The sequence below is a fragment of the Pantoea piersonii genome (genome assembly GCF_003612015.1).
Taxonomy (GTDB): domain Bacteria; phylum Pseudomonadota; class Gammaproteobacteria; order Enterobacterales; family Enterobacteriaceae; genus Pantoea; species Pantoea piersonii.
Window position 1 is genome coordinate 1 of the sequence record NZ_RARB01000001.1, and the last position, 14340, is coordinate 14340.

Below are 14340 nucleotides of genomic sequence, written 5' to 3' on the forward strand. Positions count from 1 at the left end.
TGGTAGCAGCAGTATTCGGTGGTGCGGTAGTTCAGTCGGTTAGAATACCGGCCTGTCACGCCGGGGGTCGCGGGTTCGAGTCCCGTCCGCACCGCCACCTATACAGATAAGCCCTGACTGAAAAGTCAGGGCTTTTTCTTTTGCCTTAAAAAAACCTTCATTCGCACGCGATGATTCCGACAATTACGCACACCGATTGAAACGCCGGACTAAAATCCCTATAACAGACAGGTGCAACGGGTACGGAAGGAATTGGGCGATAACGTGCGAAAAAAAACTTATGCAATGCGATATGTCGCGGGTCAGCCGGTCGAGCAGATCTTTCCGCCGGGTGCCATGCTTCATCTCGGTCAGGCGCTGCCTCCAGGTGCGCCGCTGTCGCCTGATGCCCATCTGAAAGTACTGGTCTGGAATATTTTCAAACAGCAACGTGCTGACTGGATGTCTGTATTACAGGGATTCGGCAAAGACGCTCACCTTGTGCTGCTGCAGGAGGCGCAAACTACGCCGGAGCTGGTGCAGTTCGCGACCAGCAACTACCTTGCCGCCGATCAGGTTCCCGCCTTCGTGCTGCCGCAGCACCCCTCTGGCGTGATGACGCTGGCGTCCGCTCACCCGGTCTACTGCTGTCCGCTGCGTGAACGCGAGCCGCTACTGCGTCTGGCTAAATCGGCGCTGGTCACCGCCTATCCATTGCCGACCGGCGACATGCTGATGGTCGTCAATATTCATGCGGTCAATTTCAGCCTGGGGATCGATGTCTACAGCAAACAGCTGGGGCCGATAGGCGAGCAGATCCTGCACCATAAAGGGCCGGTTATCATGGCGGGCGATTTTAATGCCTGGAGCCGTCAGCGCATCCATGCGCTTTACCGGTTTGCACGCGAAATGGCGCTAAAAGAGGTGCGGTTCACTGACGATCATCGACGTAAGGCGTTTGGCCGTCCCCTGGACTTCGTTTTCTATCGCGAAATGAACGTCAGTAAGGCATCGGTGCTGGTGACGCGCGCATCGGATCATAATCCGTTACTGGTAGAGTTTAACGCGGCACGCTGAGGTTAATGCTCCAGCAGAGCGATAGCGCGAACCGGTGAAGCGGAACCTCGCTCAATGCGCAGCGGCAGCGCGATAAAAGTAAAAGTGGGCGGTAAGCAGGAAAGATTCGCCAGATTTTCAATAATTACCTTATCGCTGCCTAACACCCGCTGATGAACTGGATTCTCTTCGCTGCCGAAAGCATCGATCGACAGCGCATCCGTACCAAACACGCTGACGCCTCTGGCGAGCAACATCTCCGCACCTGCGGCAGAGAGCCCCGGCCAGCCGGTTAAAAAGTCTGCCTGTTCAGGACGTCGCGCCCATTTCATATCCCAGCCCGTATGAAAAATAACGATGTCGTCCTGGACAATAGCGCCATTCTCTCGCTCCCAGCGGGTAATCTCCTCTGTACCAAACGTGGAGCCGGCCGCGACGTTTCGTACGTTAATCAGCACGCCGCGGCCCATCAGCTGACGCACATCTACCTGCTCGATAGTCTTTCCTTGCGGAATAAAATGAGAAGGGGAGTCGACGTGCGTGCCGCAGTGATCGCCCATCAGCAGCTGACAGTTATAGTTACCATCTCCACCTGCGTAGCTTTCATTTTCACCGAGCATAAATTTAGGATGTGTCGGCCATACCGGCATCAGCGGTTGATAGAGATGGTTTAGCTCAATCACCTTGCTGTTACGTAACGCTGTCCAGAGTGCGGTCATCTTATCCTCGCTTAATTTTTACCGTTTCTTTGATAAGCAGCAGCGGCAGGCAGGAGAGCAGCAGCACCGCGACAATGACTGCGTAGTGGACACCAAAGCCCCAGCTATGGATGATCCAGCCGCTTACCGGCGCCACCAGGATACCAGCGATACCTACGGCAAGGCCGATCATCAGGCCCATGCTGGAGGCGGCGGCATGGGGAGCAGAGTCAATCAGCAGCGCATAGGCAACCGGGTAGGGCGAGTTGCGAAACAGCCCCCAGAAAATCAGGATCGCCCAGGCGAGCGCGGCTGAATGAATAAAAGTGCAGAGCGCGCAGGCGACAATCCAGCCGGCAATAATGAAACCCAGCGACGATTTGCGTCCACGTATGTCAGAAAAGCTGCCCCAGAGGATCTGGCCTGCCCAGCCGGTAAGCCCCGATGCGCCGGAAATAATCGCCGCCGTGGAGAGATCGAGCCCCACCTCACGCGTCAGTTGCAGCGTAAGAAAGTTAGCGATACCCATCTCCGCCCAGGTAAAACCGAATACCAGCGCTATCGCCATCTTGCAGTTACGGTTTTTCAGACAGCTGAAAGAGGACGCTAAACCGGATGACTGAGGACGCGGTTCAATGGGCCGTGTAAGACGGTTTTCATCGATCCAGCGGAACACCTTGCCATGATTCTTTTTGGTGCCGAGCAGCAGCTGCATAACCACGATGCCCAGTCCAATGAGCGGGATAAACAGAAAAGCGTGACGCCAGTCGCCGAAAGTCAGAATAGCAGCGATCAGAACAGGTCCGATAAACTGCCCCAGCGGAAAGCCGGTATGGTGAACGCCAATGGCGAATCCGCGGTTCTCTTTCTGCCACCACTCGCCGAGCAGTGCGACGTTGATGGGCTCAGAGCCGCCGGTGCCCATTCCCATAAATACGCGCAGCAGCTGAAAGGCGCCCAGCGTCTTACAAAAGGCGGTCGCGACTCCGGAAACGATCTCTACCAGCACCGCCAGACACCAGCTATAGCAGCGGCGATAGCCCGTACCGATATAATCGGACAGCAGCCCAAACAGCACCGCGCCGGTTAGCGTGCCGATAAAGCTGAGTGAGTTGATCCAGCCGGCCTGCACCTCGCTGATATTGAAGTCTTTCATTATGGCGGGCAGCAGCGTAGGCAAAATAATACGGTCAATCGAGTTCATCAGTATCGCCAGCGTGGTGATCACCAGCATCCACCACGAAAGCGGATGGGCGCGCGGCAGCCAACCGCGTTTGACCGGCGCGTTCCCGGCGTGATTCTCCTCGCCGGACTGCGTTTGTGAGGCTTTTAACTCCTGATCCAGGCTATCGCTCATAACCTTACCCTGTAGTGTTGGCCCTGGGGCGAAAGTGACTGCCGCAGTGCGGCATCGGTTATATCTCGCGCAACCACGCCAGAGGTAACAATCTGGCTACACGAAAACAGGGTTGTTAACATGGCCCGACATCTACTGCCATACAAGTATTTTGTGGTTAATAATTGATCGCCGTCACGCGTTTTAAGTGGTTAGCCTTCAAAAGGTAAGGCGCAGGAATGGAGAAGAAGAGGGGGCAGAAATGAAAAAAGGCCAACAAATGTTGGCCTTTTCGACGCATCAGGTATCGGGCGATGCGCTATTATTTACGAAGAGCGTTAGCCTGTCGCCGGGCTGGATATCTTTCGTGCTGCTCAGGACCGTATTCCAGCGCATCACATCTTTGATATCGACGCCGTGGCGCCTTGCAATACTGGCAAGAGAATCACCTTTACGCACGCGATAGGTGATGCTGTTGCTATTATCAGCCAGGCTAGTGCCGCTGTCGCCGACGGTCAGCGTCTGACCGGGACGAATGTTGCCGCCCTGCAAATTGTTCTGCTGCTTCAGCGTAGCTACGCTGACGCCCAGTTTGCTTGCGATACCAGAAAGGGTATCGCCGCTGCGCACTTTATAGCTGCTGCCCGACGCGCTGTTTTTCGCCAGCTGGGTCGGCTGCACCGCTGCGATGTCGCCAGAAGCGAGCGAATTACGTAGCTGCGCGACATGGGACTTAGGCACTAAAATGTACTGCGGTCCGTTTGGCGCGGTTGCCCCTTTTTTATAGCCGGTATTGAAGCTCTTGAGCTTACTGAGCGACATACCCGCCATTTCGGCAGCCTGGGTCAACTGCATCTGCTGACCGACTTCGACGCGCGCCAGCGCGCGGCTTTCGTCAGGCGTCGGCAGTTTAATGCCGTAGCGCTTGTTGTTCTTAAGCAGATCGCTTAAGGCCAGCATTTTAGGTACGTAGACCGTGGTTTCGCGCGGCAGGGATAAACTCCAGAAATCGGTGGGCTTTCCGCGCGCCTTATTCTGTTTTATCGCCTTCAGCACACGTCCTTCACCGCTGTTATAAGCCGCGACGGTCAGTAACCAGTCGCCGTCGAACATCTTGTTAAGACGTTGCATCATATCCAGCGCAACCTTGGTCGAGGCCACGACATCGCGGCGCCCGTCGTACCACTGGTTTTGTTTCAAACCATAGTTTTTGCCCGTTGTTGCAACGATCTGCCAGATGCCGGCGGCATTGGCTGATGAGGTTGCATGGGGGTCAAAAGCGCTCTCCACTATGGGTAGCAGTACCAGTTCCATCGGCATCTTACGTTTATGTATCTGCTCGACTATCCAGTACATGTACGGCTCTGCCCGTAATGTTACATCGTGGAGATAGCTCTTATTTTTTAAGTACTTTTGTTTTTGTTCGCGGATCCGGCTGTTTTCCGGAATCCCCATCTTCAACTCGTCACTAATGAAACTCCAGAGATCGCTATCTTCTGCGAGGCCAGTTCCATCTTCCTGCCATCGCGGCGACAACATTCGATCACCGTACTTTCCATTTTCACCTTGACCAGCTGAAGACAGACTCTGGGCATGCTGTTCGGGGATATTGGCGTCATTCCTTGATGCCTGACATCCCACCAGCAAGACCGAGGCGAGTAATATCGCTTTAGCCTTCATGTGTGTGTCAATAGTTCGCTTAAAAGACGAGCAACTATACGTGACGCCCTGTCACAACACAACCCGAAAAATCAAAACTTGTCTTTCTTCTCACGTAAAAGGGCGAATGTGTCCCATATGTGCCCGGGTGTTAAATTTATGTTTAATGCTCTTTGTAAATCAGGGTCTTGCGTTCGAAGAAATAAATTTATTTGCCGTTCGTGCGCCAGTTTTGTGGGCAAAGTAATGCCGTTTTTGGCGCGTAAGTCCTTAATTTTCTGATATTCGGCCATAATTTGCGGGTCATGAGGCAGAATAGCCGCAGCAAACTTCAAATTAGATAAAGTGTACTCATGCGCGCAGCAAACAAGGGTGTCGCCGGGAAGCTGATCAAGCTTTTGAAAAGACTCATACATTTGCTCAGCCGTGCCTTCAAAAAGACGGCCGCATCCGCCGGAAAACATGGTGTCTCCACAAAAAAGATAAGGCGAACTGTAATATGAGATATGTCCTAAAGTATGACCAGGGGTATGGATGACGGTGAACGTCAACCCCAGCAGCTCAACCGTATCGCCTTCGCTCACTATCCTGGTCGCGCCTTTATCTTCTGTTTCCTGTGGACCGAAAACCTCAAGGCCGGGGAATTTTTCCAGCAGCGCCTGTACGCCGCCGACATGATCGTGATGATGGTGAGTCAATAAAATCGCGACGGGTTTCCAGCGGTTCGCGTACACTTTCTCCAGCACAGGTTGCGCTTCGCCAGGATCGACAATCAGGCAGTTGCCCGCGTCGTCATTCAGCGTCCAGATGTAGTTATCCTGCAGCGCAGGAATACTGGTAAGATTCATAATCACCTCTCGCAGGCCGTTAGAAAAGGAAGATGGTAAAGCATGAAGCGCGCTAAAACACGCCAGATTCTGACTGCGCCGCACTCATGGCGTGATATGCCATGGGGAGACTATTTTCGCGACGCGCTGACTCAGCAACTACAGCCTTACCTTGGAAAGCTTTATGGCTTTCATATGCTTAAGATTGGCAACCTTAGTGCAGAAATCAACACCGAGCACTGCGCTATTTCACATCAGGTCAATGTCGGCAGCGAAGGCGAACTGCTGCAGGTGCTGGCGCAGCCGACTCAGCTACCCTTTGAGTCTAAATCTATTGATGCCTGTCTGCTGGCGCATACGCTGGCGTGGAGTCAGGACCCGCATCGGGTGCTACGCGAAGTGGATCGCGTGCTGATTGACGACGGCTGGATGATTATTAGCGGCTTTAATCCCTTCTCGCTGCTGGGCGTCAGTAAAGTACTGCCTGGCATCCAGCGCAAAGCGCCGTGGAGCGGACGTATGTTCAGTCAGATGCGGCTGCTTGACTGGCTGAGCCTGCTTAATTATGAAGTGGTATTCCGCACCCGCTTTCAGGTGGTGCCCTGGCATCGACAGGGCGGCAAGGTGATCAGCGCGCATCTGCCTGCGCTGGGCTGCCTCAATATCGTCGTGGCGCGCAAGCGCACCTTCCCGCTGACGCCGACGAAAGCGAAAAAAGCACTCTCTAATGCGCAGCTACGCCCGGCGGTTAACGCCACGCGGCAGTTCCGCGCGGCGAAGGATCAGGATTCGACCTTATAGCCGATATCCTCTGACTGCGGACGCGACGCCGCGCTGCGCGCCAGCTCGTCGCAGCGTTCGTTCTCCGGATGGCCGGCATGGCCTTTGACCCACTCCCACTCGATCTCATGCCCGGCCAGCGCGCTGTCGAGGCGCTGCCAGAGATCGACGTTTTTCACCGGTTTTTTCTCTGCGGTTTTCCAGCCGCGCTTTTTCCAGTTATGGATCCAGCTGGTGATACCCTGGCGCACATACTGGCTGTCGGTGCTCAAGACCACGTGACAGGGCTCTTTCAGCGCTTCCAGCGCCACAATCGCCGCCATCAGCTCCATACGATTATTGGTGGTGAGCCGGTAACCGGCGCTGAACAGTTTTTCGTGCTGACCGTAGCGCAAAATCGCGCCGTAGCCGCCGGGGCCTGGATTGCCAAGGCAGGATCCGTCGGTGAATATTTCTACCTTCTTGCGCATCTCTGGTAGACTTCCTTCTGATAAAAACGCCAAGTCTGACATAAAACGAATCCTATGAGCACTGCAAATAACCGCCAGATCGTTCTCGATACTGAAACCACCGGCATGAACATGATCGGTGTCCATTACGAAGGTCACCGCATCATTGAAATTGGTGCGGTAGAGGTGGTTAACCGTCGCCTGACCGGCAATAACTTCCATATCTATCTGCGCCCCGATCGGCTGGTGGACCCGGAAGCGTTCGGCGTGCACGGCATTGCGGATGAGTTTCTCGCCGATAAGCCGACCTTTGCTGAGGTAGCGGACGAATTCCTCGACTATATTCGCGGCGCCGAGCTGGTGATCCATAACGCGTCGTTTGATATCGGCTTTATGGACTATGAGTTTTCCATGCTGAACCGCGGCATTGGGAAAACAGAAACCTTCTGCCGGATCACCGACAGCCTGGCGATGGCGCGCAAGATGTTCCCGGGCAAGCGCAACAGCCTGGATGCGCTCTGCTCGCGCTATGAGATCGACAACAGCAAGCGTACGCTGCACGGCGCATTGCTCGACTCCGAAATCCTGGCGGAAGTCTTCCTGGCGATGACGGGCGGCCAGACCTTGCTGGCGTTCTCGCAGGAAGGGGATGGCGCGCAACAGAACGAGAGCGAAACCATTCAGCGCATCGTGCGTCCCGCTTCGGCGCTGCGCGTAGTGGCGGCGTCGGATGAAGAGGTGATGGCGCATGAGTCGCGGCTCGATCTGGTGATGAAAAAAGGCGGAAGCTGCCTGTGGCGCGGTTAACAAGGGCGTTTCGCCGGTTAAATCAGCGTTAAGCGTAAAAAAACAGCAAACGCGTCGCGCGGCGATAAAAAGCGTTGACGGGGTTACGAGGGGCCATTAATATGCGCCTCGTTCCCGACGGGGAACACAGCGCGGTGCGGTAGTTCAGTCGGTTAGAATACCGGCCTGTCACGCCGGGGGTCGCGGGTTCGAGTCCCGTCCGCACCGCCAACTCTTCAGAAAGGCCGATTCAGCAATGAATCGGCCTTTTGCTTTTCTGACGTTTCAATCCTTACTCTTTCTGCATTGCGATACCGCCGGCGAAAGGCTTCACCGCGCCCGCTTCACGCTCGTTGCGCGCCAGATAGCGATAGCATCCGCCGCCCAGCGCCGCGCCGATAAACCAGCTAAAGCTGGCGACCTCATGCAACGCTGGCACAAAGCTAATGATGAGGCCGATGCCGACCGACGGCAGCAGCGCAGCGATCGCTTTCGGGTTAAAGCCGCCGCGATACCAGTAGCGGCCCTGCGGCGTCGCATCGAAGAGGTCGTCGACAGAGACGCGGCTGCGTTTAATCAGATAGAAATCCGCCAGCAGAATGCCAAACAGCGGCCCGATAAAGGCGCCCAGAACGTCGAGGGTATAGTGGATCAGCTCCGGCGACTGGAACAGGTTCCACGGCGTCAGCAGCACGGAGCCGACCGCGGCGATCATGCCGCCGGTGCGGAAACTGATTTTCTGCGGCGAGCAGTTAGAGAAATCGAATGCGGGCGACACGAAGTTCGCTACGATATTGATGCCGATAGTCGCGGCGATCATGGTCAGCAGGCCGATAGCCACCGCCACATCGTTGCCAACCATGCTGACGGTCTCAATCGGATCGGTGATCATTTTGCCGAACAGTGACTGGGTGCCAGAGACGATAACCACCGTCACCACGGAGAAGAGTAAAAAGTTAAAGGGCAGGCCCCAGCGGTTGCCGCGGCGAATTTCGCCCATGTTTTTGCCGTAGCGCGCGAAGTCGCCAAAATTAAGCAGCGGCCCGGAAAAGTAGGAGACGACCAGCGCGGTGGCGGTAATCATCTGCCAGCCCTGTTCGCCTGCGCTCAGCGACTTGCTCGACAGCGTAAAAGAGATACCGTCAAAGCCGATCTTGTATACAATCCAGCCCGCCAGCGCCACCATCACCACATAGACGGCAGGGCCTGCCACATCAATAAAGCGCTTAATAGCGTTCATGCCGTGCCAGAACACCATCGCCTGTAAAAGCCACATCACGCTGAAGCAGCACCAGCCGAGCAGCGACAGGCCCAGCCAGCTGGCGTGGGTCATGGACGCCAGCGTAGGAAAGAATTTCAGCAGTACCAGCATCAGCGCATTGGCCGCCAGCCAGGTCTGAATACCGTACCAGGCGAAAGCGATCAGTCCGCGGATCACCGCCGGTATATTCGCACCGAAAACGCCAAACGCCTGACGACAGATAACCGCATAGGGCACGCCCGCCATCTGGCTCGGCTTCGCCACCAGATTCGCGCACAGCTGCACGATGCAGATCCCCGCCAGCAGGCAAATCAGCACCTGCCAGCTCGCCAGACCAAGCGTAAAAAAGCTGGCGGCGACAACATAGCCGCCCATGCTGTGCACATCCGACATCCAGAAAGAGAAGATGTTGTACCACGTCCAGCTCTGATGGCGCGTCGGCGCCAGATCCTCGTTGGTGAGGCGTGGACTGTAGCGCGCGTGGGCATCAGCAGCCGACGCAGAAGAATTTTTTCGAGAGTTTGGCATGAAACCTGCTCCTTTTAACGACGTTTATTGGTCATAGCAACGTAAAAGGCTGTTGCAGGATCCAGGCCACAATTGAAATCTTGTATACAAAAAAATCTCTTCGCGTATACGATAAGCGCACGCAGCCTTTCAAGGGAGCCGGATATGAAAAGTGAAAGAGGCCAGACGCTGGCCGTCGATCGCGGGGATAAAGACGAATCTATCTTTCAGGCGTTGATGAACGCCATTGTGGAGCATCAGCTGCCGCCAGGCAGCAAACTGCCGGAGGAGGCGCTGGCAGAGGTATTCGGCGTCAGCCGCACCGGCATTCGTAAGGTGCTGCAGCGCCTCGCCGCAGTGCAGATGGTGACGCTATTGCCCAGGCGCGGTGCACAGGTGGCCACGCCCGGCGTTGACGAAGCGCGCGATATCTTCCGCACTCGCGCGCTGATCGAATGCGGCAATCTGCCCGCGGTGCTGGCGCATCTGCAACCGCCGCATCTGGCGGGACTAACGCAGCGCATCGCGCAGGAGCAGCAGGCGCATGAGGCTCGCGACGGCGCGGCGGCTATCCGCCTCTCGGCCGCCTTTCATATTGAACTGCAGGCTATTGCGGGCAACCAGGTGCTGACCGAACTGGTGACGCGCCTGACGCAGCGCTCTTCGCTGGTGATTGCCGCCTGGGGCGCGCCCTGGCAACAGGGCTGCCGTTGTGACGATCACGATCGCCTGATCGCCCATCTGCGCGCTGGCAATCTTGCCGCGCTGACCGAGGCGCTGCAGCAGCACTTCGATCATATCGTCTCCAGCCTGCATTTTGAGCGCAGCGGCGAGACGCTGCCCGATTTCTCACGGTTATTTGCCGGTCATAAAGAGGTGACATCATGAGCCTGATCCAGGTGATCAATCCTAATACCAGCCTCGCGATGACGGAAACTATCGGCGCGGCGGCGCGCGCGGTGGCAGCGCCAGGCACTGAAATTATCGCGGTCTCGCCGTCGCAGGGCGTGCCCTCGATTGAAGGCCATTTCGACGAAGCTATCGCGGCGATCGGCGTGCTGGAGCAGGTAAAGCGCGGCAAAGCGCAGGGCGTCAGCGGCCATGTTATCGCCTGCTTTGGCGATCCCGGCCTGCTGGCGGCGCGCGAGCTGGCCAGCGGGCCGGTAATCGGCATCGCCGAGGCGGCAATGCACACCGCGACGCTGGTAGCGACGCGCTTTTCCATTGTCACCACGCTGCCGCGTACGCTGACGATTGCGCGCCATTTGCTGCAGCAGTACGGCTTCACCCATCACTGCGCCGCGCTGCACGCGATCGATCTGCCGGTGCTGGCGCTGGAGGATGGTTCGGGCATTGCGCAGGAAAAGGTGCGCCAGCGCTGCCTTCAGGCGAAGCAGCAGGATGGCTGCGGCGCGATTGTTCTGGGCTGCGGTGGCATGGCGACGCTGGCGCGCGACCTGACGCAGGAGCTGGGTATGCCGGTTATCGACGGCGTCAGCGCGGCGGTGAAAATGGTTGAGGCGCTGGTGGCGCTTGGCTTTGGCACCAGCAAGCATGGCGATCTCGACTGGCCGATAGCTAAACCTCTCTCTGGCGCGTTTCAGCATCTAAACTAACGTGACCTTGCCGCAATTACACAGGAACTGATGAATGGATAGTTCAGCCAAAAAAGAGTACAGCTTTAACAAAAACTATCCGCGCGATCTGATCGGCTACGGTGCCACGCCGCCGCATGCCGCCTGGCCGAACAAGGCGCGCGTGGCGGTACAGTTCGTGCTCAACTATGAAGAGGGCGCAGAGAACAACGTGCTGCACGGCGATGCCGGATCCGAGCAGTTTCTCTCCGACATTATTGGCGCGGCCAGCTATCCCGACCGCCATATGTCGATGGATTCGCTCTACGAATATGGTTCGCGCGCCGGCTTCTGGCGTATCCACCGCGAATTCCAGAAGCGCGGTTTGCCGCTGACGGTGTTCGGCGTTGCGATGGCGCTGGCGCGTCATCCAGAGATCGTCGACGCGATCAAACAGGCCGACTATGACGTGGTAAGCCATGGCTGGCGCTGGATCCACTACCAGGCGATGGACGCCAAAACCGAGCGTCAGCATATGCAGCAGGCGGTAGACGTGCTTACTGACCTGTTCGGTAAAGCGCCGACCGGCTGGTACACCGGGCGTGACAGCCCCAACACGCGGCGGCTGGTGGTCGAGCAGGGCGGCTTTAGCTACGACAGCGACTATTACGGCGACGATCTGCCGTTTTGGACGCAGGTCACCTGTCAGGACGGCACTGTGAAGCCGCATCTGATTATCCCCTACACGCTGGAGTGCAACGATATGCGCTTCGCCACGCCGCAGGGCTTCAATACCGCCGAGCAGTTCTTTACCTACCTGCGCGACACCTTTGACGTTTTGTATGAAGAGGGCGAAACCCAGCCGAAGATGATGTCGGTCGGCATGCACTGTCGTCTGCTGGGGCGGCCAGGGAAATTCAAAGCGCTGCAAAACTTCCTCGACCATATCCAGCAGTACAGCGACGTCTGGATCTGTACGCGCCAGCAGATCGCCGATCACTGGGCCGCGACCCATCCGGCGCCGCAGCCCTGAAAAAATAAGGCGCGGCTGCTCAGACAGCCGCGCCTGCCTGCTGCCGTTAAAAAACTGTAACTGGCTATTTAGCAGGAAATTTAATGCTTCCCCTCAACCGTTAGCCTTTTGTGCGCGTCATAAAACGCCTTATTCCGCGTTTCATTAACGTTTCCTAAATGAAATAAAAATATTTGCGCAACAAAATTAATTAACAACGGTTAGGTTCCGCGCCGCTCAGCGGAATGTTACATATTGCCTGCCGCCTGGTTTTCGCTTTGCGTTTATAGATATTCCGCTGAGATTTTTCATAACGGAATAAGGAATTGTTTTGATGAGCAAACTTTCCAGAAGGAACTTTATGGCGTTCGCCGCAGGCGGAACGGTGGCGCTGGCGGCAGGACAGGTGCACGCCCACGATAGCATCGCCTCCTGGCCCGCCGGCACGCCGCGCGATCCCGGCCCGCACGATCCAGCGAGAGAAGCGCAAAATCCCGATATCGTCGACCCGCCCGCCACCGACAGCGGTACGCTGCCCAACCTGCGCTTCTCTTTTAGCGACGCGCACGTTCGCAAAGGCAGCGGCGGATGGACGCGACAGGTGACGCAGCGCGAGCTGGGTATCTCCACCACCATCGCGGGCGTCGATATGCGGCTTAACGCAGGCGGCATCCGCGAACTGCACTGGCATAAAGAGGGCGAGTGGGCTTATATGACCTTCGGCCAGGCGCGGGTTACCGCTTTTGATACTGAAGGCGGCTGGTTTGTCGATGATATCGGCGTCGGCGATCTCTGGTATTTTCCGCCGGGCATACCCCATTCGATTCAGGGACTGGGACCAGACGGCTGCGAATTTCTGCTGGCTTTTGACGATGGCAGCTTTGATGAGGACAGCACCTTTCTGTTATCGGACTGGTTCAAACATATTCCGCCCGATATCCTGGCGAAAAACTTCAGCGTGCCGGTCTCAACCTTTGCAAAGCTACCTTCGCCGGATGACGAATATATCTTTGCTGGCAAGGTGCCGGGCAGCCTGGCCTCGGACGCGATTCAGGGCGCGCCGAAATCCAAAAAAGTCTTCACGCATCATATGCTGGCGCAGAAGCCGATAACCGCCCCGGGCGGCACGGTGAGAATTACCGACTCCTCTAACTTTCCGGTATCAAAAACCATTGCGGCCGCGCTGGTGGAGATTGCGCCGGGCGGTATGCGCGAACTGCACTGGCATCCCAATAACGATGAGTGGCAATACTATCTGGAGGGAGAGGGGCGCATGGGCGTTTTCGCCTCATCCGGTCAGGCGAGAACCTTCGACTACCGGGCGGGCGACGTCGGTTACGTGCCTTTCGCCATGGGCCACTATATTGAGAATACCGGCAAAGGGCCGCTGCGGTTTCTGGAGCTGTTCAAGAGCGACTACTATGCCGATATTTCGCTTAACCAGTGGCTCGCCAGCACGCCGCGCGAGCTGGTGGCGCAGCACCTGCAGCTTGATGACGCGTTTTTGTCAGCGCTCTCGCTGCAAAAGAATCCGGTAATCAAATAACCGCCAGGGCTGGTGCTACGCCAGCCCTGCGTAGTTGTCTGAATCCTGAAGTACCTGCAAAACCCGTGGTTGTTACGGTTAAAGCAATCAGCGACAATGGCCGTTTCCATAATTTTTTCTGATGAGTGAGCGTCGTGAACATGACTGAACCGCGTCAGGCGAAGTGGAGAGGCACGTTGCGCACTTTTCTTGCCCGCTTCTGGCCGCATCCGCTGCCGGTGGCAAAAAAACAAATTGTTATCGCCAGTATCGGCGCCGGCCTTGGCCTGACCATCACCAGCCTGATCAGCCACTGGCTACTGGGACAGGTCAATTTATGGTTTGTCGCGCCGATGGGGGCTTCCGCCGTGCTGCTGTTCGGCATCCCCAACAGCCCGCTGGCGCAGCCCTGGTCCATTGTCGGCGGCAATATGGTGGCGGGTGCGATTGGCGTGACCGCCGCCATAACTATTCCTTATGCTCCGCTGGCCTGCGGCATCGCCGCCTGCCTGGCCATTGCGGTGATGTTTCAGCTGCGCTGCCTGCATCCGCCCAGCGGTGCGGTGGCGCTGACCGCCATTCTCGGCGGCGGCAACGTACATCAGCTGGGCTACCACTATATTCTGACGCCCGTGCTGCTTAACTCCCTCTGTCTGGCGCTGCTGGCGATTATCTTCAACAACCTGGCGGGCCGTCGCTATCCGCATCCGCTGGCCTCAACCGAGGCGAAGCCCGAACCGGTCGCAATCGATGTACCGATTACGCGTGACGATCTGCACCAGGCGCTGGAAAGCGGCCAGCTGCTGGATATTGATGAAGACGATCTCCAGCAGCTGTTGCAGCGCGCCGAGGCGATTGCGGTTCAGCGGCAGGCGCAGCGCGCCCGTTAAT

The 14340-nt window shown here is 56.8% G+C and carries 14 protein-coding genes and 2 tRNA genes; 10 read left to right on the plus strand and 6 right to left on the minus strand.

The annotated features are described in order from the left end of the window. Positions 1-20: 20 nt before the first annotated feature. Both D7S44_RS00005 and D7S44_RS00010 read left to right on the plus strand, forming a co-directional pair. Positions 21-97, plus strand: a tRNA-Asp gene (locus D7S44_RS00005). A 167-nt stretch (positions 98-264) separates the two neighbouring features. Further along, complete coding sequence (locus tag D7S44_RS00010) at positions 265-1056, plus strand: endonuclease/exonuclease/phosphatase family protein (RefSeq protein ID WP_120452808.1); 792 nt, start codon at positions 265-267, stop codon at positions 1054-1056. A 2-nt stretch (positions 1057-1058) separates the two neighbouring features. Here the strand turns inward: D7S44_RS00010 and D7S44_RS00015 are convergent, their stop codons facing one another. The 4 genes from D7S44_RS00015 to gloB all read right to left on the minus strand — a co-directional run bounded on the left by D7S44_RS00015 (position 1059) and on the right by gloB (position 5576). Further along, the gene (locus D7S44_RS00015) at positions 1059-1754 is read right to left on the minus strand and encodes a cyclase family protein (protein WP_120451118.1); all 696 of its coding nucleotides are present in this window, start codon (positions 1752-1754) and stop codon (positions 1059-1061) included. A gap of 1 nt (position 1755) precedes the next feature. Then, positions 1756-3090 carry an MFS transporter gene (locus D7S44_RS00020; protein WP_120451119.1) on the minus strand — a complete coding sequence of 445 codons (1335 nt, stop codon included), beginning with the start codon at positions 3088-3090 and terminating at the stop codon, positions 1756-1758. Positions 3091-3369: 279 nt separating this feature from the next. Beyond that, positions 3370-4749, minus strand: coding sequence for a murein transglycosylase D (mltD, locus tag D7S44_RS00025; protein ID WP_120451120.1), 1380 nt, complete (start codon positions 4747-4749; stop codon positions 3370-3372). Positions 4750-4820: 71 nt separating this feature from the next. Beyond that, positions 4821-5576, minus strand: coding sequence for a hydroxyacylglutathione hydrolase (gene gloB, locus D7S44_RS00030; RefSeq protein ID WP_120451121.1), 756 nt, complete (start codon positions 5574-5576; stop codon positions 4821-4823). Between the two features lie 42 nt (positions 5577-5618). Here gloB and D7S44_RS00035 point away from each other — a divergent pair, with 42 nt between their 5' ends. Then, the gene (locus D7S44_RS00035; RefSeq protein WP_120451122.1) at positions 5619-6356 is read left to right on the plus strand and encodes a methyltransferase domain-containing protein; all 738 of its coding nucleotides are present in this window, start codon (positions 5619-5621) and stop codon (positions 6354-6356) included. Here D7S44_RS00035 and rnhA read toward each other — a convergent pair. Continuing rightward, positions 6338-6805 (minus strand): ribonuclease HI, encoded by a 468-nt coding sequence (gene rnhA / locus D7S44_RS00040; protein WP_120451123.1) that lies wholly within the window; start codon positions 6803-6805, stop codon positions 6338-6340. The two genes, D7S44_RS00035 and rnhA, sit on opposite strands and share 19 nt — an antisense overlap. Positions 6806-6859: 54 nt before the next feature. Between rnhA and dnaQ the strand changes: the two genes are divergently transcribed. After that, on the plus strand, positions 6860-7591 hold the full coding sequence (gene dnaQ / locus D7S44_RS00045; protein ID WP_120451124.1) for a DNA polymerase III subunit epsilon: 732 nt from the start codon (positions 6860-6862) through the stop codon (positions 7589-7591). A 133-nt stretch (positions 7592-7724) separates the two neighbouring features. After that, positions 7725-7801: transfer RNA gene (locus D7S44_RS00050), tRNA-Asp, on the plus strand. Between the two features lie 61 nt (positions 7802-7862). On the opposite strand, the gene D7S44_RS00055 is transcribed toward D7S44_RS00050, so the two are convergent. Next, positions 7863-9359, minus strand: coding sequence for an NCS1 family nucleobase:cation symporter-1 (locus D7S44_RS00055; RefSeq protein WP_120451125.1), 1497 nt, complete (start codon positions 9357-9359; stop codon positions 7863-7865). A 144-nt stretch (positions 9360-9503) separates the two neighbouring features. On the opposite strand from D7S44_RS00055, the gene D7S44_RS00060 reads away from it, so the two are divergent. From D7S44_RS00060 to D7S44_RS00080, 5 genes are all read left to right on the plus strand, one after another. Next, on the plus strand, positions 9504-10226 hold the full coding sequence (locus D7S44_RS00060) for a GntR family transcriptional regulator (protein ID WP_120451126.1): 723 nt from the start codon (positions 9504-9506) through the stop codon (positions 10224-10226). Further along, complete coding sequence (gene hpxA / locus D7S44_RS00065; protein WP_120451127.1) at positions 10223-10954, plus strand: allantoin racemase; 732 nt, start codon at positions 10223-10225, stop codon at positions 10952-10954. Before D7S44_RS00060 ends, hpxA begins: the two co-directional genes overlap by 4 nt. Before the next feature lie 34 nt (positions 10955-10988). Next, positions 10989-11945, plus strand: a complete 957-nt coding sequence (gene puuE, locus D7S44_RS00070; RefSeq protein ID WP_120451128.1) for an allantoinase PuuE — start codon at positions 10989-10991, stop codon at positions 11943-11945. Between the two features lie 313 nt (positions 11946-12258). Continuing rightward, positions 12259-13470: an oxalate decarboxylase family bicupin gene (locus D7S44_RS00075; RefSeq protein WP_120451129.1), complete on the plus strand. Its 1212-nt coding sequence runs from the start codon at positions 12259-12261 to the stop codon at positions 13468-13470. Between the two features lie 140 nt (positions 13471-13610). After that, complete coding sequence (locus tag D7S44_RS00080; RefSeq protein ID WP_120451130.1) at positions 13611-14339, plus strand: HPP family protein; 729 nt, start codon at positions 13611-13613, stop codon at positions 14337-14339. Position 14340: the final 1 nt, after the last annotated feature.